General features: G+C 38.1%; 21 protein-coding genes and 1 other annotated feature. All 21 genes read right to left on the bottom strand.

The genetic code is table 11. The annotated features are described in order from the left end of the window. Positions 1-2,394, bottom strand: coding sequence for a DUF3656 domain-containing U32 family peptidase (locus tag LJD61_RS15930; RefSeq protein ID WP_255228538.1), 2,394 nt, complete (start codon positions 2,392-2,394; stop codon positions 1-3). 32 nt (positions 2,395-2,426) lie between these two features. Continuing rightward, a complete protein-coding gene (gene zapA / locus LJD61_RS15935; protein ID WP_255228539.1) occupies positions 2,427-2,999 on the bottom strand; it encodes a cell division protein ZapA in 573 nt (190 codons plus the stop codon). Between the two features lie 86 nt (positions 3,000-3,085). Beyond that, the gene (locus tag LJD61_RS15940; RefSeq protein ID WP_255228540.1) at positions 3,086-4,222 is read right to left on the bottom strand and encodes an ABC transporter permease; all 1,137 of its coding nucleotides are present in this window, start codon (positions 4,220-4,222) and stop codon (positions 3,086-3,088) included. Positions 4,223-4,293: 71 nt separating this feature from the next. Then, entirely contained in the window at positions 4,294-4,932 is a 639-nt protein-coding gene (locus LJD61_RS15945; protein ID WP_255228541.1) for an ATP-binding cassette domain-containing protein, read from the bottom strand. Beyond that, positions 4,929-6,233, bottom strand: a complete 1,305-nt coding sequence (locus LJD61_RS15950; protein WP_255228542.1) for an efflux RND transporter periplasmic adaptor subunit — start codon at positions 6,231-6,233, stop codon at positions 4,929-4,931. The genes LJD61_RS15945 and LJD61_RS15950 overlap by 4 nt, the downstream gene beginning before the upstream one ends. 30 nt (positions 6,234-6,263) lie before the next feature. Next, on the bottom strand, positions 6,264-7,226 hold the full coding sequence (locus LJD61_RS15955) for an ABC transporter ATP-binding protein (protein ID WP_255228543.1): 963 nt from the start codon (positions 7,224-7,226) through the stop codon (positions 6,264-6,266). Then, complete coding sequence (locus LJD61_RS15960; RefSeq protein ID WP_255228544.1) at positions 7,223-9,574, bottom strand: ABC transporter permease subunit; 2,352 nt, start codon at positions 9,572-9,574, stop codon at positions 7,223-7,225. Before LJD61_RS15960 ends, LJD61_RS15955 begins: the two co-directional genes overlap by 4 nt. Further along, a complete protein-coding gene (locus tag LJD61_RS15965; protein WP_255228603.1) occupies positions 9,571-10,473 on the bottom strand; it encodes an ABC transporter permease subunit in 903 nt (300 codons plus the stop codon). The genes LJD61_RS15960 and LJD61_RS15965 overlap by 4 nt, the downstream gene beginning before the upstream one ends. 22 nt (positions 10,474-10,495) lie before the next feature. After that, positions 10,496-11,461 carry an ABC transporter ATP-binding protein gene (locus LJD61_RS15970; RefSeq protein WP_255228545.1) on the bottom strand — a complete coding sequence of 322 codons (966 nt, stop codon included), beginning with the start codon at positions 11,459-11,461 and terminating at the stop codon, positions 10,496-10,498. Positions 11,462-11,526: 65 nt separating this feature from the next. Then, a complete protein-coding gene (gene pheT / locus LJD61_RS15975; RefSeq protein ID WP_255228546.1) occupies positions 11,527-13,920 on the bottom strand; it encodes a phenylalanine--tRNA ligase subunit beta in 2,394 nt (797 codons plus the stop codon). Positions 13,921-13,935: 15 nt separating this feature from the next. Continuing rightward, the gene (gene pheS, locus LJD61_RS15980) at positions 13,936-14,955 is read right to left on the bottom strand and encodes a phenylalanine--tRNA ligase subunit alpha (RefSeq protein WP_255228547.1); all 1,020 of its coding nucleotides are present in this window, start codon (positions 14,953-14,955) and stop codon (positions 13,936-13,938) included. A gap of 54 nt (positions 14,956-15,009) precedes the next feature. Further along, positions 15,010-15,218, bottom strand: a binding site (T-box leader). 78 nt (positions 15,219-15,296) lie between these two features. Next, positions 15,297-16,100 carry a TrmH family RNA methyltransferase gene (locus LJD61_RS15985; protein WP_255228548.1) on the bottom strand — a complete coding sequence of 268 codons (804 nt, stop codon included), beginning with the start codon at positions 16,098-16,100 and terminating at the stop codon, positions 15,297-15,299. Positions 16,101-16,113: 13 nt separating this feature from the next. Continuing rightward, positions 16,114-16,776 (bottom strand): potassium channel family protein, encoded by a 663-nt coding sequence (locus LJD61_RS15990; protein WP_303740799.1) that lies wholly within the window; start codon positions 16,774-16,776, stop codon positions 16,114-16,116. 11 nt (positions 16,777-16,787) lie between these two features. Next, a complete protein-coding gene (locus LJD61_RS15995; RefSeq protein WP_303740800.1) occupies positions 16,788-18,134 on the bottom strand; it encodes a TrkH family potassium uptake protein in 1,347 nt (448 codons plus the stop codon). Positions 18,135-18,337: 203 nt separating this feature from the next. Then, positions 18,338-18,697 (bottom strand): 50S ribosomal protein L20, encoded by a 360-nt coding sequence (rplT, locus tag LJD61_RS16000; RefSeq protein ID WP_255228549.1) that lies wholly within the window; start codon positions 18,695-18,697, stop codon positions 18,338-18,340. A 23-nt stretch (positions 18,698-18,720) separates the two neighbouring features. Next, positions 18,721-18,918, bottom strand: a complete 198-nt coding sequence (gene rpmI / locus LJD61_RS16005; RefSeq protein WP_255228550.1) for a 50S ribosomal protein L35 — start codon at positions 18,916-18,918, stop codon at positions 18,721-18,723. A 21-nt stretch (positions 18,919-18,939) separates the two neighbouring features. Continuing rightward, positions 18,940-19,455, bottom strand: a complete 516-nt coding sequence (gene infC / locus LJD61_RS16010; RefSeq protein WP_255228606.1) for a translation initiation factor IF-3 — start codon at positions 19,453-19,455, stop codon at positions 18,940-18,942. Positions 19,456-19,691: 236 nt separating this feature from the next. Continuing rightward, a complete protein-coding gene (locus LJD61_RS16015) occupies positions 19,692-20,801 on the bottom strand; it encodes an ABC transporter permease subunit (protein ID WP_255228551.1) in 1,110 nt (369 codons plus the stop codon). Between the two features lies 1 nt (position 20,802). After that, positions 20,803-21,846 (bottom strand): ABC transporter permease subunit, encoded by a 1,044-nt coding sequence (locus LJD61_RS16020; RefSeq protein ID WP_255228552.1) that lies wholly within the window; start codon positions 21,844-21,846, stop codon positions 20,803-20,805. Further along, on the bottom strand, positions 21,847-23,469 hold the full coding sequence (locus tag LJD61_RS16025; protein WP_255228553.1) for a sugar ABC transporter ATP-binding protein: 1,623 nt from the start codon (positions 23,467-23,469) through the stop codon (positions 21,847-21,849). Positions 23,470-23,611: 142 nt separating this feature from the next. After that, positions 23,612-24,793, bottom strand: a complete 1,182-nt coding sequence (locus LJD61_RS16030) for a DUF3798 domain-containing protein (protein WP_255228554.1) — start codon at positions 24,791-24,793, stop codon at positions 23,612-23,614. Positions 24,794-24,984 lie beyond the last annotated feature (191 nt).

Consider the following 24,984-nt stretch of genomic DNA (forward strand, 5'->3'; position numbering starts at 1 on the left):
TTAATCAACTCCCCTGAAGTAATGACCTTTTGTATGTCCGATATTTTTTATTCGTTGTATCACATCAACATATTTCCCACTATTTTGATTTCTGAAATCCTTATAAATCTCTATAATCTCCTTGATTTCTCTTGTCTTCTCCCTGTAGAAGTCCATTCTTATCCTTTTGACACCTATTTCAATGATTTTATTCATATCCTCCGCCATAAATAAAATATGACTGTTCAGCAGCTGTGTTTTATGATCATTGCAATATATAGGGAATACAGCTCCTCTTTCATCCTTTAGACCGTATCTTCTCTGCTTGCTGCAGCATTTGCATCGGTCAGATGATGAAAGCGGACAGTACTCCATGGTCATCAATGGCAATTGGCCGTAAACCACAAGCTCCATTTTGCTTCCATAATATCCGGCCATAGGCTTAAGCTGTTTTAGTGCAAGCTCTACAGAAGGGCATATTACATGAGCCCCCATGCTCAGGTATACCTTTAAGCTTCTTCTATTAAAAACGTTTAGGCTATAGTTGCCTGTTACCTTCAATCCAGGCTTTATACTCGCAAAGCTTAGCTGGCTGATGTTTGATACGACTATTCCGTCAAAATTGTTCTCTCTTATTATTTTGCGGTATTTTTCCATCTCTCCATCCTTCATAATATTAGGAAGAAGAAAAAATATATCCGTATTATTTTCATGACAAAATTTCACAGCTTCGTGTATCTTGTCTTGTGTTCCGTAATAAATATAATCAATGCCGGCCTCTACTGCAGATTTAATATTTTCATACTTCCACAAAGAAGCACCAAATAGAATTTTATTATCATCAAGCTTTTCGGGAATAGTATCAAGTATAAGATCTGCTTTGCTTATATGAATATCTTTGCGCTTATTTCTGCAGGATAAAGCTTCATCCATCGCTTTTAATGCATCTCTTCTTAATTCGTTCAATACGCTCATGGGTACATAAACATTGCTGTCCATATGAACTTTTATATTCTCAAATATATATGGAGTGTCACCGGTTTTTTTCAGTTGTGCGATGGCTTTTTCCTCTGTTATAGACGCTTTTTCCGCTATCTCAACTACATGCGCACTTTCCAGTTCAACGTTGTGGCCCTCATGATCCCATATTTTAATGCTTGGATTATTTCCTGACCTGATAAACAGCTCCGCGCTAAGAAATACTTTTCTCCTGTTTTCATAAAAGTATTCTTTGATCGCTTTATCGTTAAGAGCTTTATCAAAAGTCTTATATGCCGGCAAGCCCGGAGTTAATTTTTTATCCGCATTAATGATCAAGGCTCCGGCAGCATCTCTTTCCGTTGAATTTATATTAAAACCTGTGCTGGCTCCATTTCCCAGCACAATTTCAATACCATCCCCCTTGCTTATGGTACCCCTAACAGATATTCCGGCTTTGCCGCCTTTTTGCCACAATACCTTGCCTAATAATATTCCTCTATTGCTTGGCTTCGTTGTATTCACTATTTCGGATTTTTTTTCATTGAATAGGAAGCCATGTGTAAACCCTCTGTTAAATGCGCTTTCCAACTCCATATAAGCATCATTACTAATTTCTGCTTTTCCTTTTTCTGCTATATCATTTAAAGCCTCTTTATAATGCTTCACAACTATGGCTACATACTCAGGCCGTTTCATTCGCCCTTCAATCTTTAAGGATTTAACACCGGCTCTTATTATTTCATCCAAATGCTTTATTGTGTTTAAATCTTTGGTGCTCAATAAATAAGCTTTTTTGTATGAATCCGGCTGAATGTTACCATCCATGTCAATTAAAGTGTATGCTTTCCTGCAAGGTTGGGCGCATCTCCCTCTATTTCCGCTTCTTCCTCCGATGAGGCTGCTCATAAGGCATTGGCCCGAATAGGATACACATAGTGCCCCATGAATAAATATTTCTATCTCTGCAGATGTATCTTTAACCAAGCCGCTAATTTCTTTGATATTCATTTCCCTTGCCAATACAAATCTATCAGCTCCTAGATCTCTCAGTATATTCACGCCATCTCTATTATGTATGGTCATCTGAGTGCTGCAGTGCAAAGGCATTTCCGGGAAAAATTTATTTGCCAAATAGAGGAGGCCTATATCCTGTACAATTATTCCGTCAATGTCGTTGTTATATAAGAATTCTATATATTTCAACGCATCCTCTAATTCACCATCAGATATCAATATATTCACCGTTATATATATCTTAACATTTCTGATATGAGCATATTTTACAGCTTTTTTAAGCGTCTCCTCATCAAAATTATTTGCAGAAGCCCTTGCATTATACTTTGTTCCACCAAGGTATACAGCGTCTGCACCGCTCTCAACTGCTGCAATAAGTGATTCAAAATTACCTGCAGGAGCAAGTAGTTCTATATTCATGCAAAGAACACATCCTATAAAAATTAATATAACTATGAGCTGATATTATTCTGATTTCTGTTGCTTTTATTATGTCTAAAAGATTTAAGTTCATCCAGCTCCTTCTTGGCCTTCAGCAGGTCAATCTGGCTCTCAAACAGTTTGCTCTGCATTTCCTTCAAAGCAGATCTGGAAACATCAAGTTCAACCTTCAAGTCTTTGTTCTCTTTTAATAAATTCTTATGCTCCTTACTTATTACGCCTAATTCAATCTGGTTTTTGGTAAGTTCCTCCTGAGTGATCAGGTATTGCTGTTTAAGAGCGTCCATCTCTTTACGGATATTTTCCAGTTCTTCAAGTGGAACAGCTATTTCATCTTTTAACGTTTTATTTTCATCAGATAATACACTGGCTTCTTCCTGAGCCTTATAAAGAAAATCCGCCATATTCAAAGCAGCAAGAACAGCTATCATCGTAGTGCTGTATTTGCTGTTTCTGCTGCCAATATCTCTCATTGTTTCATCGACCTTTGCCGCTATATAGTTTATATGATCTTCAGAGCTTTCTCCAATTATTGTGTATTCGCTGCCAAAAATATTTACTACAACCTTTTTTCTGGTATTCATATAATACAACTCCTATCTTTTAAGAGTTATTGCAATTTTAATATATATTCTTTATAAATCATGTATTTCCTTCAAAATAAATAGAATTAAAAAATATCATTGATTTTAAACCTGATCACAGGAATCAATATTGCCAATGCTAAACAAAAATAACCGTAGCTTAGGATGATGAATATATGTATTATAGAAAATCCAGGCTTTATAAAAATCAAGCTCCCTATGATAAAAGCTACAATGTAGCCCAAGGCTATGCTGACCAGCAATATCAAAAATCCATGCAGCGAAAGCTTATTAAACAGCTTGATTCTTATTTTATCATCGCTTACGCCGAAGGTTTTCAGCATGTATATTTTTTCTTTTTCAGTTTTCAAATAATTGCCTATGCCAAAAGCATATGTGGTTATACCGATCAACGTACACATTATGATCAATAAGCATGCTGAGTTCAGGTTATCTTTCAGCCAAGCCTCTATAAACAACAGCTGTTTATATTCACGGGCTTCATATATGTCTGATCCATATCTATCATACAATATTTTAGAGAGTTTGTCCCCACTATGATCTTTTTCAGCTTTTGGAACCACTACCGATATCCAATTATTATCATAACTGTCTGAAGAAAATAAATCGTAGGGTATATAGCATACAGATTCATCATAAAAATACGGATCTTTCAGAATGCCTATCACCGACAGGCTTTTTGTGTTTCCTCCGATATTTATATCTACATTATTGCCTACAGTGTTTTTGGTATCAAATAAGTCTAATGAGGCCTTTTCATTGATTACAACAACAGATTTGAGCGAAGACGCATCCTCATCATTTATCAAGCGCCCATATAATATTTTTTTGTTCTCAATATTCCAATAAGAATGATTTATCCCCACAGCTTTTATTTGAATATCCTTAACATCAGAAGACAGAGAGCCGGAGCCTTCACAAGCAAATATCAATTCCTCAACGTTATTGAGCTTTTCTTTGAACTTATCTCCATCTTCCCAGTTCAGTACATTCTTTGATAATGCCAAGTTATCTTTATCCTTAAGCCCTGCCGATAAAATGCTTTTATCATATTTCTTATAGCAGGCTGTTGCATTTTCAGTTCCTCCCCGGTATATGGAAAAACTTGCAGTAAGCAAGACCAGTGCCGCAATTATTCCTATTGCGGGGAAAAACATGAATATAGTATTGTCATGAATAAACTTAAATAAAGCTCTTCTCATATACATACCCCTTAATAATGATTCTTTCAGCAGTCAGCAAAACAAGTTAAATTAAAGTTATTGCAGTAAAATTAATAATGAATAACTTTTTTAACCTCAGGCAAATACTCCGTAAAATCTGTAAAAACTATAACGGTTATGCCCTTTTCAGTGAATTTCGATATCAATTCTGCTGCTTTGCCGTAATCAACAGGACCCAACCAAGAAAAAATATTGTCGACAATCAGCAATAGCGGATTATTTATAGCAGCTCTTGCAAAAGATACAATCACCTTCTCAAATTTGTTTAATTTCTCTATGCTAAGCATACATTTTTCTTCCATTTCCAATTCTTTCAATATGTTATGCCCTAATTCTTGGACTTTCTCATGAGAGCAAATATTCTTCATCCAGAATGTCACGTTTTGGATCACATTCAAATCTTCAAAAAGTATGGGCTTGCTAAACACATAGCCTATTTTGCCGGCTCTGATAGCATCCAGCCTGCCATATTCCGCTAAATTTACATTTTCATAATCATATACATATTTACCCTTGCTTGGCCTTTCAAAGCAGCCAAGCACTCTTATAAAATCTCTTTTATCTTCCGTGCTAAGTCCTGTTATGCAGATCAAATCTCCCTTTTCTACAATCAGATTGATATCCTTTAAGCTGTCATTTATTGTAAGATTATCAGCCCAAATAACCATGTCTTTTATTTGAGTAATCATCTAATCTCATACCTCCACAATCTGAAGGAATTCTTTTCTCTCATCCTTTCAGAAGGATTTACAATATATTGATCTCCGCTTATGACGCCTTTAGTGATCTCAACATCAAAATCGGTCTTAATCCCAGTTTCTACATAAGTTTTGTTAGCTATGCCGTCTTTTAAAATATATATGAACTCATTATCATCTCTATCTTTAACTATAGCCCTATAATCAACCGTTACAGCATTTTCTTTACTGTTGAATATCAGCTTAACACTAGCCTTATAACCTACTTTGGCAACAGGGTCAGGATTATTAATCTGCACCTTCACTTTCAAGCCTGTCTCTCTTCCTGAAGAAGGGTCTGTGCTTGCAACCTCATCAATGCTGTAAACACTGCCGTATAGCTTGTTCTTTTCTACGCCCGGCATTGTAATTTCAGCAATGTCGCCCAGCTTAATATATGATGCATATCTTTGATTTACCATGATATCTATATAAAGCTCTGACAAATCATAGATTGATATATGTGGTCCATTTGAATTGACCTTTTCACCTTCTTTTAATTCCAGATTAATGACTTTACCATCGATGGATGCAGTATTTGTCTCCTTTGCTTTATTATATAATTCGCGAAGCTGCAGCTTTATCAGTTCCATATTATTTGACAGGCTTTCTTCATCGTTCCTTTTATTCTTATCATAATTCAATACAAATTCTTCATTTTTTTCTTTGTCCAGCTCGAATTCTTTCTCCATAAGCTCAAGCTCAGCAGAAGCTTTTTTATAGTTATACTCCTCAGCTTCCAAATCTTTTTTTGAAAGATAGCCTTTTTCATACATCGACCGGCTTACATCCAAATTCTCTTTTATCTCCTCTATATTGGCCCTGAGCTTCATAATGTTTAACTCTGATTCTTCTAAAGCTAACATATTTTGGGCATTATCTTTTTGCAGGCTTGCAGTTCTGGCAGTCTGGAGTTCCAATTCGGCCTTTTTCAACTCAATTTCTTTGCTTTTTATATTCATTTCAAGGCTGTTGTCATCTATTTCGAATAGGGTTTCTCCTTTATTAACAATGCTGTTTTTTTCTATGTATAGCTTTTTTATGAGTTGACCTCCGGCCACGGTTATATCTTCTCTGGCTTTGGCCTCAACAGTCCCGCTTACCACTATGGATTGCACCAGATCTCTTTTCGCTGCATAGGAAACACTGGTCTTTTCTAATCTCATAGCAGGTTCAATTATATATACTACCGAAGTGATAAACAAAATCAGGGCCACTGCCAGTACAAATTTAATATAACTTTTAAACTTCATATGATTTACCCCCTACAGCATTTATTTAAATCAATACAACCAGCATCTTACTCTTCTGTCTTCATTTATCTGTATCAAATCCGGCATTTTGTCTCTGCAAACGGGCTTTGCTTCAGAGCATCTGTCATGGAATCTGCAGCCTGAAGGATAGTTAGCAATGCTTGGCACATAGCCGGGTATGGAAGAAAGCTCATCCCTCGATATATCAATTCTTGGAATGCAATTCATCAGCCCAATCGTATAAGGATGAAGAGGCTCTTCAAATAAGGATTGCACTGATGATTCTTCCATAACCTTGCCGCAATACATCACGATGGCCCTCTCGGCATATTGGGCAACCAATCCCAAATCATGGGTTATGAGCAAAACAGACATTCCAATTCTATTTTTCATATCTTGCAGCGTATTCATGATTTCAGCTTGTATGGACACATCCAATGCAGTAGTCGGCTCATCCGCAATAAGGAGCTTGGGTTTGCAGCTTAAAGCCATCGCAATCATTATTCTTTGGCGCATACCCCCACTGAAAGATCCCGGCAAATCTCTATACCTTTGAGGCGAATCAGGAATGCCTACTTCCTCCATAAGCTTAATAGAAATTTCTTTACTATCCTTGCGTGAAGCCATCTTATGTATCAACAAACTCTCTCTGATCTGCTCTCCTACTGAAATGGCAGGATTTAGAGTGCTCATCGGATCTTGATAGATCATTGAGATATCCTTGCCTCTTATTTTAGATAGTTTTTTTTCCTTCATATTCAAAATATCCTGTCCATCAAATATGATCTCCCCGTTCATCACCCTTCCGCTTTCATAGCCAATCAAGCCCATTACCGACAATGCTGTCACACTCTTTCCGCTTCCGGATTCACCAACTAAGGCGACTATTTTCTTCCTTGGTATATCAAAGCTGACACCGTCAACAGCATTTATTAATTTATCCTTCATTAAGAAAGAAACCTGCAGATCTTTTATTTCTAATAGAGGCTTCATTGTTTATTTCCTCCCGTGAAAGAATATATGATGGTATCCAACAGCATCTGACCCGTCTGCCTGAGCTTTACAGAATCTATTTCATCAATGCTGTCTTGCTGTGTCATTGCAATCTCATCTGATATATAACTGTCCAATATCATTGGCTGGCTTTCTCTGCTGGTGAAATCAATCGCTGCAGGGCTATATAACCCTCCGAATAAAAGCTTCACCTCATTTTTTTTGGCGTTTTCTTTCAACATCTTAACAAATTTTTGCTCTTGCTTGTTATTGGGAAAAATTTTCGAGTTATCCACAAGCAATTTGTTTGTACCTTTGTAGCCCAAATTCATTAAATCTATATAAAGTATCCTTTTATTTTTATTGATTATATATTTATAAAAAAAGTGTTTAGATCCTCTATCATGGGTCATATTGCCATCCCAAAAAGCAAAAACTATGCTCCGATCCGGCTTAACCCCGCTCTCTGAAATTGCTCTGGCTATCTCCAGAGATACTGCAGCTCCTGCTGCTCTTCCGGCGGCAGGATATTTAACATCCTGGTCGTAGCCCACTCCATCCAGATTGCTCCCGATAACAACAAACTCATTATTCTTGCTTTTATCTGCACCGGGAATATATCCAATGACGCTTCTTGCGGCTACATTTTGTTTTTTCTCAATATTAACAGTAATTCGCACCTTGCATTTACCCATCCTCATCAATCGATCTCCCGCCTCCGAAGACAAAGACAATGTTAATACATCATTAAAGGTTTTGTTGATGATATCGCTTTTATATTTTGTATCCCTGCTTGTCCAGTCATCAATATATATTATAGCACCGGGCTTTGCATAAAAGGATAGGGCATCATTTAAGGAAGTAAACATTCTTGGATCCATATATCTTGCATCTATAATAAGAGCCTTTCCCTTGTAACGCTCAGCATTAAGTTCTATTTCTCTGACCTCAAACCTCCTCATTTCAAACAATTCAATATCTAATATGCCATCATAGGAATTACTGGAAGTCACCATATAATCCTCTCTGAATTTAAATAATAATTCTTCAGGCCTATCATCATCTATCAATCTGAACTCTGCATTCTTTATATTAAATACTTCTTCAACCGCATTCTCATGTACATATTCCCCGTCAAAAGCTTCTAAGCCATATTCTTGAAGCTTACCGGTAATATAACCGGAAACATGGCTGTCTTTATTGCTGAAGCCTGTCAAGCGGCCTTCGTACTTCTCTGAAGTAAGCTCAGACATAATCCTCATCACATTGTTATCATCAAATTTATACGGGCTCTTAAACTGGGGAAAAAACACTATTAAAAAAACAAAACAGTAAAAAGCGAGCTTTCGTATAACACTTTTTCTATATTTATCGAAATTTCTTATTTCATGGACCAGCCTTATAGGTGATAAAAAAGAAGGAATTGCTCTGATAAATGTGATCACTTTTGAGTTTTCTTTTTCAAACTCTATTTTTAAACCTTCTCCTGTCATATTAAAGCCAATTATACTCAATGCAAAGGCTATAGACGGAAATAATACAAGGTAGCTGTTTTCTCCCCTGTAGAAATATTTTGAAAAAGCCAGCATAGAAGTCCAATCAAACTCTAAAGGAACTCTTAATTCCCCTTCTGAATTTTCATAGCCCCCGCTGAATGCCAATCCAAAAACGCCTAATTGGCATAGAGTCAGCAATACTAAAGCAGTTTCAAGGAAAAATAATACAAGCATTGAGGGTATTAAATGAGGCAAAATATTTTGCAATGCAATCTCTAATTTATTCTTTCCAATGGCAATTTCTCCTTCGATAAAGTCCTGATGGAGTATTTCATCAATCCTCGCCCTGAGCATATGAGCTAACTTGCTCCAGCCCAGCACCGAAAGCAAAACCATATTTGTATAGCTGGTGCTTTTGAATATCTCTTGAAATAAACTGATCCGCGATAAAACAATGATTACAATTATCAGCGGAAAGGCGCTGAACATGGTGTTGAAGAAGCTTATAAAGTTATTGGCGAATCTTACCTTATATGCTGCTGCTATTGATAAGGGCAAAGCTATCATCAGCCTTATTGCGGCTATGCTCAATGCCGAGAATATAGTCAATCTGCTCCCATATACTATTAAGCTTTTCACATCTCTGCCTCTGTGATCCGTTCCAAAAGGATATTCTTCGTTGGGCGGAATAGGAGGCACGGTTATTGTGCCCTTGCCGTTTTCATTTGAATACTGAAGCCTTTCTCTCCCATAGGGATCTGCATCGGAGAAATACTCCGGGTAAAAACACATTGAAAGAAAGAATAACAAAATTGCTGCACCAATAAAAAGGGATACATTTATTCTTCTCATACCGCTTCCCCCCTATAGGATCTCTTTATAATCATATTTATTAAACCGAATAATCCGTTTAAGGCAAAGTAAATAAAACCGATTAAAATAATAATAATTGCAGAGCTTCTGGCATCGCGCATGGTGATATGATTCATAAGAGCAGTAGTTAATCCGGGGTAAGAAAAAACATATTCTACAATCAAAGTGTTGCTTATTATTAATGATGATGTGTTCGGCAATCCCTCGACAATAGTTCTTATTGCATTTCTCATGACATGGTTCCATAGAATTCTGTGCGAAGAGCACCCTTTGCCTCTTGCAGCAAGTATATAATGTTTTTTAAAGCATTCCTCCACTGCCAGCGCAGTGATTCTTGCAATATAAAAAGCAGGTAGTATTGACAATACAATTATGGGCAGAAAAGAATGGCTTATTGTTTTTGATCCAGCAACCTTGAATATATGTATGCCTTTTTGATTTAACCAAATCGCAAAGCCCTGCATGATTGCAGCTATCAAAACATCGGGAAGAGATATGGGCAATATGGAGGTAAGGATTTTTAATGAAGAACTGCTTTTTTTGCCTTTATTGCTGTCTATTATTCCTTTTAATATTCCAAAAATCAATGCTATGGTTATAGAGGCAGAAAGAAGTAAAGCAGTTTTCCCGGAAGCTCTATACAGCAGCTCCACTAATGACTTCCCCTTAATATTCTCTCCAATATTAAATTCCAAAAGAGAAACAAATATAGAATTGCTCCTTTTGAGAATCATACTGACAGGATAATTAGAAACAATCCTGCCGCTTTTAATTTCCCATTTATAGCTGGTCGGAATAGAAAAGATAAAAATACTTATGTAAGTGAAAGCTATTAGGATAATCATCCCATAAAACATTTTTTTAATAATATGTCTCACTCTATTCAATGTAAAACCACCTTTAACTGTAAGTAAGATGACATGCCACTGCATGGCTTGATGAAACATTCATCAAAAAAGGTTTTTTGTTTTTACATATATCTGAAGCTTCGTAGCATCTTGGGTGAAAAGGGCATCCATCGGGTACATTGATCGGGCTCGGTATCTCATCCTTTAGCGCAATGGTATTATTTCTTCTGTTAGGATCAGGAATGGGAGCCGAAGAAATTAATGCCTTTGTGTAGGGATGTTTGCATTCATCAAACACCGTCTTTACATCTCCGTATTCGACAATATTGCCTAAGTACATCACGGCAACCTTATCAGAAACGTGCCTTATTACGTTTAAGCCGTGAGCAATAAATAAATAGGATACCTTTATTTCTCTTTGGAGCTCACAAAGCAAATTTAGTATTTGGGATTGAACTGATACGTCCAAAGCAGAAACCGGCTCATCACAAATAATAAATTTGGGTTTTACGGCTATGGCTTTTGCTATGCCAATCCTCTGCCTTTGACCGCCGCTGAATTCGTGAGGGAACTTGTCCATATCGCTTTCGCTCAGCCCCACCATATTAAGAAGCCTCTTGACTTCATTATTGTAATCATATTTGGATACGATCTTATGTATGCTCAGCGGCTCAGTCAAAATATCTCTTATTGTCATTTTCGGATCTAATGCTGCATATGGATTTTGAAATACGACTTGAATGCTTTTTCTTAATTCTCTCATCTCTTTATGATTTAGGCTGCTCAAGCTTTTACCTTCCAGAAAAATTTCGCCTGAGGTGGGTTTTATAAGGTTTAATATGAGCTTTCCCGTGGTCGTTTTGCCGGAACCGCTTTCGCCTACCAAGCCCAAGGTTTCACCCTGATGGATGGAAAATGATATGCCATCTACGGCTTTCACAAACTTGCTTTGCCGAGCCTTGGCATCATAAATCTCATAATATTTTTTTAGATCAACTACTCTCACTATTTCCTGCAAAGCACTTCACCTCTCACCATAAGCAGGTGACATAGATGCTGCTCATCCATGCCACCTTAATAATACTAGCTCCTTAGCACTGCTCCAACCTGATTGGTCAGAGAATTCAATATTTTATTATGAACCTTTGTAATATCTTCTTCGGTAAGTGTTTTTTCATCAGAGCGGTAAACTATGCTATAGGCCATGCTCTTATAGCCCTCTTCTATCTGTGAGCCTCTATATATGTCAAACAGCTTTACCTCATCAACAAGCCTTCCGCCCTTATTTCTTATTATTTCTTCAATTTGGCCTGCAGTAACTTCCTCTGCAACTACTACTGCTATATCTCTCTCAATGGAGGGATATTTGGGAAGGGGTTTATATTTTATGGTCAGGTCAATCTGACGGAAAATTTCCTCAAAATCCAGTTCAGCGATATATACCCTGGATGGAATATCATAGTTATCCAGCACATCCGGATGTATTTCTCCCAAATATCCTATCCTCTTATTATTTATCAGCAGCTCAGCAGTCCTGCCCGGATGAAAGCTTTCATGATTGGAGGGAAGCACTCTGTACTTGCTGATATTTAAAATGGACAACATGTTCTCAATAATACCCTTCAAATCATAAAAATCTACATTGCCATAAATTCCTATGGTCAAAGTATCTCGCTCATAAGCTAAATCCTTCAAGGGCAAATCTTCTGACAGATATACCTTGGATAATTCATAAAACATTCCTTCTACTATCTTTCTATTATAGTTCCTGCTTATAACCTCAAGGATGTTCGGAATCATTGTAGTTCTCATTATGCTTTGTTCTTCTCCAAGAGGATTTAATATTTTTATCGCCTTTCTCAAGGGATTCTCTGCCTTCAGGTTTATCTGGTTGAATACGGCCGGACTCACAAAGGAATATGTGTAAGCTTCATATAAGCCCTGAGCTTCCATATTATCTCTGACAATATTTCTGATTTGCTGCTTAGCATCCCTTCCGCCTTGGGTAAAAGTTGTATCCATAAGCTTAGATGGGATATTATTATATCCATATAATCTGGCTATCTCTTCAATCAAATCAGCTTCCATAGTCACATCATCTCTAAAAGTCGGAACTTTTATTTCTAATACTTCTTCACCAGCAACCTCAAATTCCAAAGACTCCAACATTCGTTTGACCCTGGCAATAGGTATGTCTACGCCTAAAAGCCACTTTACCCTGTCGCTCCTTAATGTGACCATCCTTTTTTCTTTTTTAGCAGGGTAAATATCTATTGTACCGCCTACAACCTCTCCGACATCCAGCATTTCAACAAGATGGCAGGCTCTGTTCATTGCAAGGGATACGATCTCCATATCCAAGCCCTTTTCAAACCTTGAAGAAGCCTCTGTCCTCAAGCCCAATTTTTTCGATGATAATCTTATATTAACCGCATCAAAATTAGCACATTCGAAAGCGATAGTTCTAGTATCCTCTTTAATCTCGCTGTTATAGCCGCCCATAATTCCTGCAATGCCTATTGCCTTTTTCCCGTCTGCTATAACCAGGATTGAATCATCCAAATTTCTTTCATTTTCATCAAGAGTGGTGACCTTCTCATCCTTTTCCGCTCTTCTTACAACTATTTCTTTGTTTTCAAGCATATCAAGATCATAGGCATGCATCGGCTGCCCTGTTTCCAGCATTACGTAATTGGTTATATCGACTATGTTATTTATTGGCCTTACTCCAGCCTTTAAAAGTCTTTCCTGCATCCATGAAGGAGAGTTTTTTATCTTTACATCTTTTATCACCCGTATTGCAAATCTAAGGCATAAATCAGCATCCTTCACGCTGGCAGATATATAATCGGATGCTTCTCCATCCTTTCCAGATACTTCCTCGCTGGGGTATTTCATTTTCAGCCCAAAGGTTGCGGCAGCTTCCCTGGCTATGCCCAATATACTAAGGCAATCCGGTCTATTATTGGTAATCTCAAATTCGATTATTTTATCATCCAGGCCCAGCACTTCTTTAATATCTTTGCCAAGAGGGTATGCCCGGTCCAGTATATATATGCCGTCAACCATATCAACACCGCTTGGAAGGCTTTCTGCGTCCAGTCCAAGCTCATCCGGCGAGCATAGCATGCCGTTTGATTCAAGGCCCCTTAATTTGCCTCTCTTAATTTTTGTACCGTTAGGCAAGCTGGAGCCATGAAGTGCAACAGGCACATAGTCATTTTCCCTTATATTTGTTGCGCCGGTGATTATTTGAACAATTTCGCCGCCTACATCGACCTTTGTCACCAATAGTTTATCTGCATCAGGATGGGTGCTGATTTCAAGTATCTTGCCGACAACAACCTTTTCTATATTCTGACCTATATCTTCCACACCTTCAACCATGGAGCCAGACATGGTCATTCCGTCTGCAAATTCTTTTATATCCATATCTATATCAACATAATCTTTAAGCCATTTTATTGGTACAAGCATCTATATTCCTCCCTCCTAAAACTGATCTAAGAATCTCTTATCGTTTTCAAACATAAGTCTTAAATCGGAAATATCATATTTCAACATTGTGATCCTATCCAATCCCATACCAAACGCAAATCCGGAATATACTTCAGTGTCTATGCCGCAATTTGCAAGCACATTGGGGTGAACCATGCCTGCGCCCAATATTTCAATCCAACCGGTGTATTTGCATATGCGGCAGCCGGTTCCTCCGCAGGCAGAGCAAGTGCAATCCATCTCAGCACTGGGCTCAGTAAAAGGAAAATGGTGGGGCCTAAATTTGGTTTGAGTCTTTTCACCGTATAATTTCTTAGCAAATATATCTAAAGTACCTTTAAGATTCGCCATAGTTATTCCTTTGTCAACGACCAGACCTTCTATTTGATGAAACATCGGTGAGTGTGTAGCATCGATCTCATCTGCTCTGTATACCCTGCCGGGTACAATAACTCTAATAGGCGGTTTTTGCTTCTCCATAGTCCTAACTTGGTTGGGAGAAGTTTGAGTCCTCAATAATAATTCTTCAGTTATATAAAATGTATCCTGCATATCTCTGGCAGGGTGATATTTGCTGTGATTAAGAGCATCAAAATTATAGTAAGCCTTCTCAATTTCCGGCCCTTCAACCACGGTAAAGCCCATTCCAATAAAAATATCCTCAATTTCATTTAATACCTTGGTCATCGGATGCCTGTTCCCCAGCTGCTTCTTTTTGCCGGGCATAGTAACATCTATAAATTCGCTGCGCAACCTCTTTTCCAGATCTTTTCGCTTTAAACAATATGCTGTTTCCTCAATCTTGTCATTGATCTGATCTCTGACCTCATTTGCCAGCTGGCCTATGAGGGGCCTTTCCTCAGGGCTCAATTGCCCCATGCCGCGAAGCAGTTGGGTCAATTCTCCTTTTTTCCCAAGATATTTGATTCTGATTTCTTCAAGCTGCTGCGCATTTTCCACATTATCAATTTCGACAATGGATTCACTTTTAATCTTCTCCAGCTTATCTTTCATATATAAAACTCCTTTCAATAGATCATTCAACAAAAACAAAAAAAACCTCAACCCCAAAGGGACGGAGGTTTCCGCGGTACCACCCTAATTGCCTTACGTACAGGCCACTCACAAATTAACGGTTAACACCGTCAGAGCCTACTGAATTTCAGCTCTGAATCTCCGGAACGAACTTCAGATATATATGGTAAACGGTACTCCCAGCCATGGTACCATATCTCTTGTACCTTGATATAACCTACTTTTCCCTTCATTGACTTTCGTATCTAGTTTTGTATTCAGCTTATTCAGAATTATAACATATGATATTCTTTATTACAATAATGGTAAATTTTTTTTAATCACCTTGCAAGCCTGTGCCTCATAATTTCATACATCAATATGGATGCAGCCACACCTGCATTTAAAGATTCCGCCCTGCCTATCATAGGTATGTTTACCTTTAAGCTTGCTTTATCCATAACAGCACCAGTCAGCCCCTTGGATTCATTTCCTACAATTATCGCGTTTTTGTCTTTATATCTGATATCATAGCAAGGCATACCGTCATGAGGAGCTGCAGCTAACGTCAGGGCTCCCACGCTTTCTAAGATTCCCAGCATATGTTCAAAATCCATATCAGGAATGATGGGCATATGAAATAAAGAGCCCATAGTTGACCTTATAGTTTTACCAGAATATATGTCCGCGCAGCCTTTTGACAAAATAGCCATATCAAAGCCGCAGGCATCTGCAGTCCTGATTATAGTGCCTACATTGCCCGGGTCTTGCACTTCTTCCAGCATTACAATATTGAAACATTTCTGCTTGATGAGTGAGGTCATGTCATAATCTCTCTTTTTTCCTATGGCTATTACCCCTTGAGAGGTTTTTGTTTCACTTATATCTAAAAATAACTTTTCTTCCATCTCATAAACCGGAATTTTTCTTTCGATACAAGTATCAATAATATCTTGTATATCCGGATTGCCCAAAACTTCATCATGATAAAAGATGTGGCTAATATCCGCGTCATATTTTATAGCTTCCTGCAAGAGCTTAATACCTTCCAGTAAATACTCTCCGGCTGCATCCCTATATTTTTTAAATTGTAAAGATTTAGCATGCTTAATCACTTTATTCTGACTGCTGGTTATAATTTTCACTGCGATTTCACCTTTAATCAATTTTTTTCTCTAATTTCAGCAAATCTTCGTTGCTTCCTACAACAACGAGTATATCCCCTGCCTTGATAGTTTCCTGGGCTTTTGGAGAAACATTTATGCTCCCGTTGTCATTATTATTTTTAATCGCTAAAACGTTAATGCCATACTTTGCTCTCAGGTTCAGGTCTTTCAGATTTTCTCCAATCCATGAGGGAAATACTTCGAATTCAAGAAGGCTATAATCCGGCGACAACTCGATTATATCGAGTATATTTGTTGCAATAAGATTGTGAGCTACCCTTATGCCCATATCTCTTTCAGGAAAGACGACCCTATCGGCGCCAAGCTTTTTCAACACCTTGGCATGTACCTCATTTTGAGCTTTTGCCACAATGTATTTCAAGCCCATTTCTTTAAGCATCAAGGTAGTTATTATGCTTGATTGAATATCATCGCCAATTGCAACAACGCCAACATCAAAATTTCTGACTCCCAGGGAGCGCAGTACATTTTCGTCTGTGGCATCGGCAGCAATAGCGTGAGTGACCTTATCCGATATCCTTTGGATCAATTCTTCATCTATATCAACAGCTAACACCTCATGTCCTATATCATATAATCGTTTTGCAAGAGCACCGCCAAAACGTCCTATTCCAATAACAACAAATTGTTTCATTATTAACCTCCTTAGCCCACCAATATTTTATCTTCAGGGTACTTCAGATTGCTTTTATGCCTGGATGCTCTTTGAGCCAGTGCCACTACTAGAGTCAGAGGACCTACTCTTCCTGAGAACATCGTTGCAGATACTATTAGCTTGCCAATAAAGGAAAGATTCGGGCTATAATTTAAGCTTAATCCAACGGTTCCAAAAGCAGAGGCAGATTCATACATAAGAGTAAGAAAATCTGCATTCTCACTGATGGATAGAATCATAGTTACGCCTGTGACAATAAGCAAGCCTGCAGCAGTAACAGCAAGAGCCCTATACACAATGGTTTTGGAAATCCTTTTTTCAAAAACCTCCGCATCTTCGCGCCCTGTGATGACAGATACTACAGTGAGGAAGAGGATTCCCGCCGTAGTAGTTTTAATACCTCCGGCCGTTGAGCATGGAGAACCTCCGATAAACATCAATATTATGGTTAAAAATTTAGATGATGAAGTAAAGGCCGCATTATCAATTGTATTAAAGCCTGCAGTTCTTGGAGACACAGAGTGAAACAGAGAAGAAAGAATCTTTCCTGACAAAGGTAAGCCCCCCATCGTGGCAGGGTTATTATATTCAATCATAAACAAGAATAATGCTCCGATAGTGATTAAAAATCCGGTTACGCTCAAAACCACCTTGCTGTGAAGAGATAATCTTCCAAAGCTCCTGTTGTTATATATGTCCATCCAAACGGTAAATCCTAATCCGCCGATTATGATCAACAGCATTGTGGTAAAGTTGATGACAACATTATTTACATATGGGCTGAAACTCCTAAATCCGCCTATCAAATCAAAGCCGGCATTGCAGAAAGCTGAAATAGAATGAAACAGCCCCATGGCTATACCCTTCTTCATTCCGAACTCAGGAACAAAAACTGTAGAATATATCACGGCTCCTGCAGCTTCAATTGTAAAGGTAGCTATAATAATGCTTTTAGTCAGCCTGACCAAGCCTTCAAGCTCATCTAGGTTTAATGCTTCCTGCATCATAATTCTTTCCCTTAGTGTTATTCTCCTCCCAACAAGCAGCGATAATAAAGTTGACATGGTCATGAAGCCCAGCCCGCCAATTTGTATTAATGCAATTATAATCACCTGACCAAAAGGGGTCCAATGTGTAGCAGTATCTACGACAACCAGACCCGTTACGCAAACAGCAGATGTGGCTGTAAAAAGAGCATTTATGAAGCCAGCACTATTTCCGTCTTTCGAAGCTATCGGCAGATTTAAAAGGATAGCCCCGGACAATATTATAGCAGCAAAACCTATGACTAAAATTTGTGACGGTGATGCATTAATTGACTTTTTAAGAAAGCTCAATTTTATAATATCTTTCACCTCTTACAGATGATCTTTTATGCTCTGTAATAATATAATTCATAATAATCGTAATAAATATTCCTATGTCCTCAGTTTGTTAATAATTATATATATTCTAAACTTTTCCACTAAACATTTCAATCTTGATCCGATATGCCAAAATCGGATAAAAATCTTAAAAATGAAAAAGACCTTTCGGTCTTTTATGCATTTATTTTTTCTTTAGCTATATCGATCAATTTGGCAAAGCCTGCTTCATCATTAATAGCCATTTCAGCAAGCATCTTTCTGTTTATCTCAATGCCTGAAAGCTTAAGTCCATTTATGAATTTACTGTAGGATAATCCATTGTTTCTAGCTGCTGCATTTATTCTTGCTATCCATAGCTTTCTGAAATCTCTCTTTCTGAGCTTTCTTCCTATATAAGCAAATCTTAATGCCCTGATCACTGTTTCATTGGCTATTCTATATTTTTTACTTCTGGCGCCTACATAACCCTTAGCCAGCTTCAATGTTTTTCTACGTTTTTTATGGGCATTTACCGCTCTTTTTACTCTTGCCATGTTAATGCTGCCTCCTTATGGAATTATTTATATGGTACTAATTTTCTAATAATTTTTGCCTCAGCTGCGCTGGCATAACCTGTTTTTCTAAGATTCCTTCTTCTTTTTGAAGTTTTCTTAGTCAAAATATGCTGTTTAAAAGCCTTAGCTCTTTTTACTTTTCCTGATTTAGTAAAGCTGAATCTTTTTGCCGAAGCTCTGTGGGTTTTCATTTTTGGCATTACAAAGTCCTCCCTTTTCTACTATTGTTTAGGCGCTAAAGTTAAAGAAAGATTTTTACCTTCCAGTTTCGCCGGTTTTTCAATAACACAATAATCCTTCAAAATTTCATAAAAACGTTCCAGGGCTTTTTCACCGTATGCCACATGGTCTATTTCTCTGCCTCTGAATCTTATGGTCACTTTAACCTTGTCACCATCATGTAAAAACTTTTGAGCATTTTTTGCTTTTACATTAAGATCATGTTCCTCTATCTTTGGAGAAAATCTGATTTCTTTGATGTTAACAACTTTTTGGTTTTTGCGAGCTTCTTTTTCTCTCTTGCTCTGTTCAAAAGTAAATTTGCCATAGTCCATTATCTTGCATACCGGCGGCTTAGCCTGCGGAGCTATCTTAACAAGGTCTAATTCTCTTTCCGCGGCAATTTCAAGAGCTTGCCTGGAAGACATTATCCCAAGCTGTTCTCCATTAACATCAACTACTCTTACCTCTTTATCTCTTATATCTTCGTTGATTTGAACATCCTTATTGTTACTTATAGTTGATCACCTCCATAATATAATTGGGCAGGTAGAAAAATCCACCTGCCCATAATAATCAATACACATGGACTATTTTACCTTATCAGCATCGCCGTAAGGTGAGAAGCGGACCTTCTACTTAAATGCAAATCAAATGCAAAAGCTTATAATAATTTATTAAATCTTTTTATATATTGACTAATATAGGATAGCATTATGCATTAAGATTGTCAATATATAATTTAAAGTTTTTACTAGAGCTTTTTTTCTTTGTCCCGGGCATTCATATACTTCTGCCAGGCATGAAGTACCAGTGATAATGCAATTACTCCATAGGCTATAAATGACCTGAAGTATTCACCCATTTGTGCATCTCCGAACAAGTTCTTGCCTGCTGCCGGCGACACGGAAAACAAAGTATGGAACAATATTGTACCTAATATAGCTTGACCTATTGTGGCTTTTGTAACAGTAGCACCTCCGATAACCAAAGCAGCCACGGCAAACCTTCCGACCTGCTCATGAGCTGTGTAGGTTTGCAATGTTCCTATATTTTGAAGGAAGATAATCTGTCCCCATGCAGCCAGCACTGTAGACATAACCATGGCAACAATTCTTGTTTTATCAACATTGATTCCTGCCACATCTGCGATATGGATGTCTTGACCCAATGCTCTAAAGTTCTGACCCAGCTTTGTTTTAAGAATAAACTGATTAAAAACACATAACAATGCAATAAGTATAAATGTAAAGACCGGTATCTTGACACCCATGATAGGAATATTGATTATGTTATCCAAAGAATTCTGAATAAGATCTAGCTCCAAAGCATTCTTTAATCCAATACCCCCCGGAAGTATTATTTGAGGATTTTTTACCGGTATGATAGTACCCATAAATAGTAAGAATACCAATTGATATAAACCGTTAGAGAAAAATCCCATAATTATTCCTGTGATCATTTCACGGCCTTTGGTTTTGTTCAAGATCTTACCTACTCCGTAACCGAAAAGAACGGCAAAAGGAGTGGCAAACGCAACCGCGGCAAGAAGCCCCGGTACACCACCAATGTTCATTATTATAATAAAAATAAGCCCTATCTGTCCGGCGATTGCACCAACCACTATAGCAAAGTTAAGGCCCATCCCGGCCAGCACGGGAATTATCAGTGCAATAACCAGGAATAGATTTCTATTTAATCTTAGAATTACATCCGAAATAATATATTTCAAAGACAGTTTAGACAAAACAGCACCCGCAATGCATACTACTGCAAATAATAGCGGAACTGAGTACTTGGACATAGCTGCCAGTATACTGAACTTATTTGCTTTTTTGCTGTCAATTTTTAATTCAGTATTCATTCTATTCGCCACCTCCTGCTTTCGTTAGAGCATATAGTATAACTCCATTTTGAACAATAATTCTTACTACCTCAGACAAGCTGCCTACAGGCAGTAAACCGTTAATAACCGGCAGCGATATGGCCAATAATGACTGAAAAATGATGACTCCTGATATAACATTTCCTATGCTTGCCTTTTTAATGCTTGCACCGCCTATTAGTATAGCAGAAATAGCCAAAAACGGCATATTCAACGGAGCAGTATATAATTGGATAAATCCATAGCTCTGACCGTATACCAGTATGCCTACGGCTCCTAAAACCATAGATAATACTGTACCGATAGTTCTCTGTCTATCCACATTAATACCGGAAGCTTCGGCAAATTTCGGATTATCTCCTGCCGCCACCATGGCTGCTCCTGTCTTAGATCTTAAGAATAACCACATGAGACAGCAACATAGTCCAAAGAACACAAAGGTTCCTAACGGTATAACTTGGCCCATTATTTTTATGTTGCCAAGCTCATCCAATACTTTACCATATCTGTTTGTAAGAGAAATAGTAGATCTGAGGCCTTTTCCTCCTATGGCCCATATCATTTCAGGGTTTTTAAAAGGTATGATCAACCAGCCTATACACATAAGAGATACAACAGAGTATCCCATATAAGTGCCTACAGTCATTTCGTCACCCTTTACCCTATTTAGGATTATTGAATAAATCAATCCAGCAATAACTGAGATTGGAATCGCAATGAGTATTGCAGTCATAAAAGCGGACATACCTGTCATATTTAATTCTATTGATATACAGCCCGCTAATGCACCGCAAATCATTCCTATGGACAATGCAAAATTCGGTCCGGTTCCGGACACAATACACGGCACCATTGCCAACACCAATATGCTATTCTGCCCAATCCTTATCAATGCAGTACAAATCAACCCAAATATATCTTGCTTCAAAAAAAACGCTGTTATCAAAAGAAGCATTAAAAAAAGCGTACAATAGACTTTAGGATGTCCAAATCTTTCGATAGAATTCTTCCATAAATTCTTCATCTAGATTACCTCCTTTGCATGTGCGCCAGGCTTGCCTGCCATCATGAGGCCGAAATCCACATCTGAGTCCTGAGGATCTAATATACCTTGCAGTTTTCCATCATATATCAATGCTATCCTATCGCATATCGATCTTAATTCGCCCAATTCACTTGAAGTCATTACTATTGTCATCCCCTGCTCTTCATTCAACTTAATCAATAAATCCAAAACCAGCTTCTTTGCACCGATATCTATACCTCTTGTAGGCTCCGATACAAACAATATCTCAGGTTCTAACGTCAAAGCCCTTGCAATGCAGACCTTTTGCTGGTTCCCACCGCTCAAGCGTCTTGTATATTGCGTAGGTCCTGTACATCTTATATCAAGCTCCTTAATATACTTGTTTGCGTGTTTTCTTATCTTCTTTTCATCCATCATCTTGAATGCTTTTATTCCTAATAATGGCTTCAAAAAGCCATCCTTTATCTGCATGCTTGTCATTACAATATTCATTTCTATAGAAGTATCCAGAAGCAATCCAACACCCCTTCTATCCTCCGAAACAAAAGCAAGCTTATTTTCTATAGATTTTCTGGGATTGTTAAGTTCAATAAGCTGTCCATTTTTATAAACTTCTCCTGTTGACCTGTATAATCCCATAATTCCGTTGGCCAGGCCTATTTTCCCCTGCCCTGCCAATCCGCCGATTCCCAGTATCTCACCTCTTCTTATATCAAGGCTTACTCCTCTTACGCTTTCTCCGGGCATATATACATAAAGATCCTTTATGGACATGATAGCATCTTCACTGTCACTTGAGGCTCTGTTATTTGTTCTCTCAATTCTTTCTATCTTTCGGCCAACCATTAGCTGAGCAATCTTTTCCATAGTCGTATCTTTCTTGGCCATTGAAGCTACCTGCTCACCATCGCGAAGGATTGAAATAGTGTCTGAAACCGCAATGACCTCGTCAAGCCTATGAGTAATAAATAATATGCCAATGCCTTTTGCCGCAAGCCTTTTCATAGCTTCCAGAAGCTTCTCCGCTTCGCTTTCCGCCAGTACAGCCGTAGGTTCGTCAAATACCAGCAGCTTAATATTCTCTTTGTCAATCTCCCTTGCAATTTCTACAAACTGCATATAGCCTACCGGCAGTCCTGCAATGGGCAGCCAATCATCTACAGTCATTCCTAACTCTTTCAATGCTTTCCGTGCATCTTTTCTCATAGCTTCTACATCCAATGTTTTCAACATAGGGCTGATAAGTTTGCTTACAGGATTCGCCTTAAGTATCTCACGGTTTAGCTTAATATTCTCCGTGATCGTGAAGCCCGGCATCAGCATGAACTCTTGGTGCACCATGCCTATACCTAATTCTATAGCATCATTAGGTGATTTAATGTCAATTTCTTTTCCATCCAGTAAGACCTTGCCCTTATAGCCGCCTGTATTCTTTATTACAGGCATACCGAAAATAATATTCATAAGAGTAGACTTCCCGGCACCGTTTTCACCTACAATGGCATGTATCTCCCCAGCTTTTACTTTCAAATTTATACCTTTTAGAACACTGTTCCCAAAATACTCTTTTTCTATATTTCTTAGTTCAAGAACATACTGTGATTTATTTGTATCCTCCATTTATTTCCTCCTCCCTTCAAATCAGCAATGATCAATATCTTAATAAATATGTATAAATGGATATCATATAAGGCTGCCGTTTAAACGGCAACCTTATATGATATTAAGCTGAATTCATACTACCTATAGGATTTAGAATTTTTTAGAATGTTATATAATCAGCAAGCACTAGATAGAAATTTTCTTGAACTACTGTTTTATTATCTTTATCTGCTGTTTTGTAGTTATCAAAGTAAATCTTATAGCCCTCTGATACCTCATCAAAGCATTTATGCAATGCCTCCGGATCATTTCTATCTTTCAATTGTCCTTCACAATACATTCTGCCATATTCAACAAAAGCTGCGGTAGAAACCATTGCAAGCGGGAAAGCATATGATGAGAACCTTCCCGAAACACCGGCTTCAGCCAGCTTTGCTTTAATCTGTTCAACCATGTATTCGGAGTCTCCGCTATGCCCTTCAACTGATATGCCTAACGCACCAGGATAGCCGTGGAATGGGCTGGGGCAGCATTGCTGAGCATTTATGGCTCCTTGTTCAACACATGACTTTATTAAAGGCTCCTGCATGCCGCAGTTTGTGCTGAAGAAATTGGTATCCTTACCGTATTCGGCAACCTTTCTCGGAACATCTTCCAGTATAAATTGCTGTGCTCCTGTAATGCTAGCATCACCTGCCGGGTCTGGAGCTGTGGCGTCAACAAACTTTATTCCCAGTCTTTCGCACTCGGATACTATTATCTCTCTCCTCTGTACGATAAGCGGATAAGACATATGTCTTGGAAAAGAGTAATGTATAAATGTCTTTGCTCCAAGCTTCTTTGCTTGTTCAACAATTTTATACCCCTGTGCTACTTCATCTCCATTAATAATGACATCGGCTTTAGCGGCAATGATATCCGTTTCACCGGGCTGATAAGCTAAAATCAAAACATCCGGCCTGGCCTCTCTAACCTTTTCAAATGCCGCCGCTGCGCCTTGAACCGCTTGATTCATGATCAGGACCTTGACATCGGGATCTGATACTAAACCAACTGCATTAGAAATAAGTGTCTCCTGCTCTGTTGTAAATGAATCTGGATAAGTCTGTGAAACAATCATACCCGGGTATTTTTTAGCTGCAGCTTCCATGGATCTGAACTCTTCTTCGTTTTGAGACACTGTTCCTGTGTAAATAGCAATTTTGTATTTCGGTGCTGCAGCAGTTTCCCCTGAGCTCGCTGGTTGTTCTGCTCCACCGTTTGCCGGTTCTGCCGGCTTGGCGCATCCGACAATACTGAGTACCATTACAATGGTCAGTACTAAAGCTAATACCTTTTTCAATAGATTCCCCTCCATTTAAACATTTTTATTAGTCTGAAAAACACTGCTTTTCAGATGCTAATCATTATAAATATATGCTCATGAATCATATAAAACGCTATCTCCTCTGAACAAAAATATGGAAGAAAAATTGTTTATTAATATATATTTGTAATTTCGTTAATTATCAGACTATTCCTATTTTTATAACA

Origin of the sequence: Lutispora saccharofermentans, from assembly GCF_024363565.1 — a bacterium.
Taxonomy (GTDB): domain Bacteria; phylum Bacillota; class Clostridia; order Lutisporales; family Lutisporaceae; genus Lutispora; species Lutispora saccharofermentans.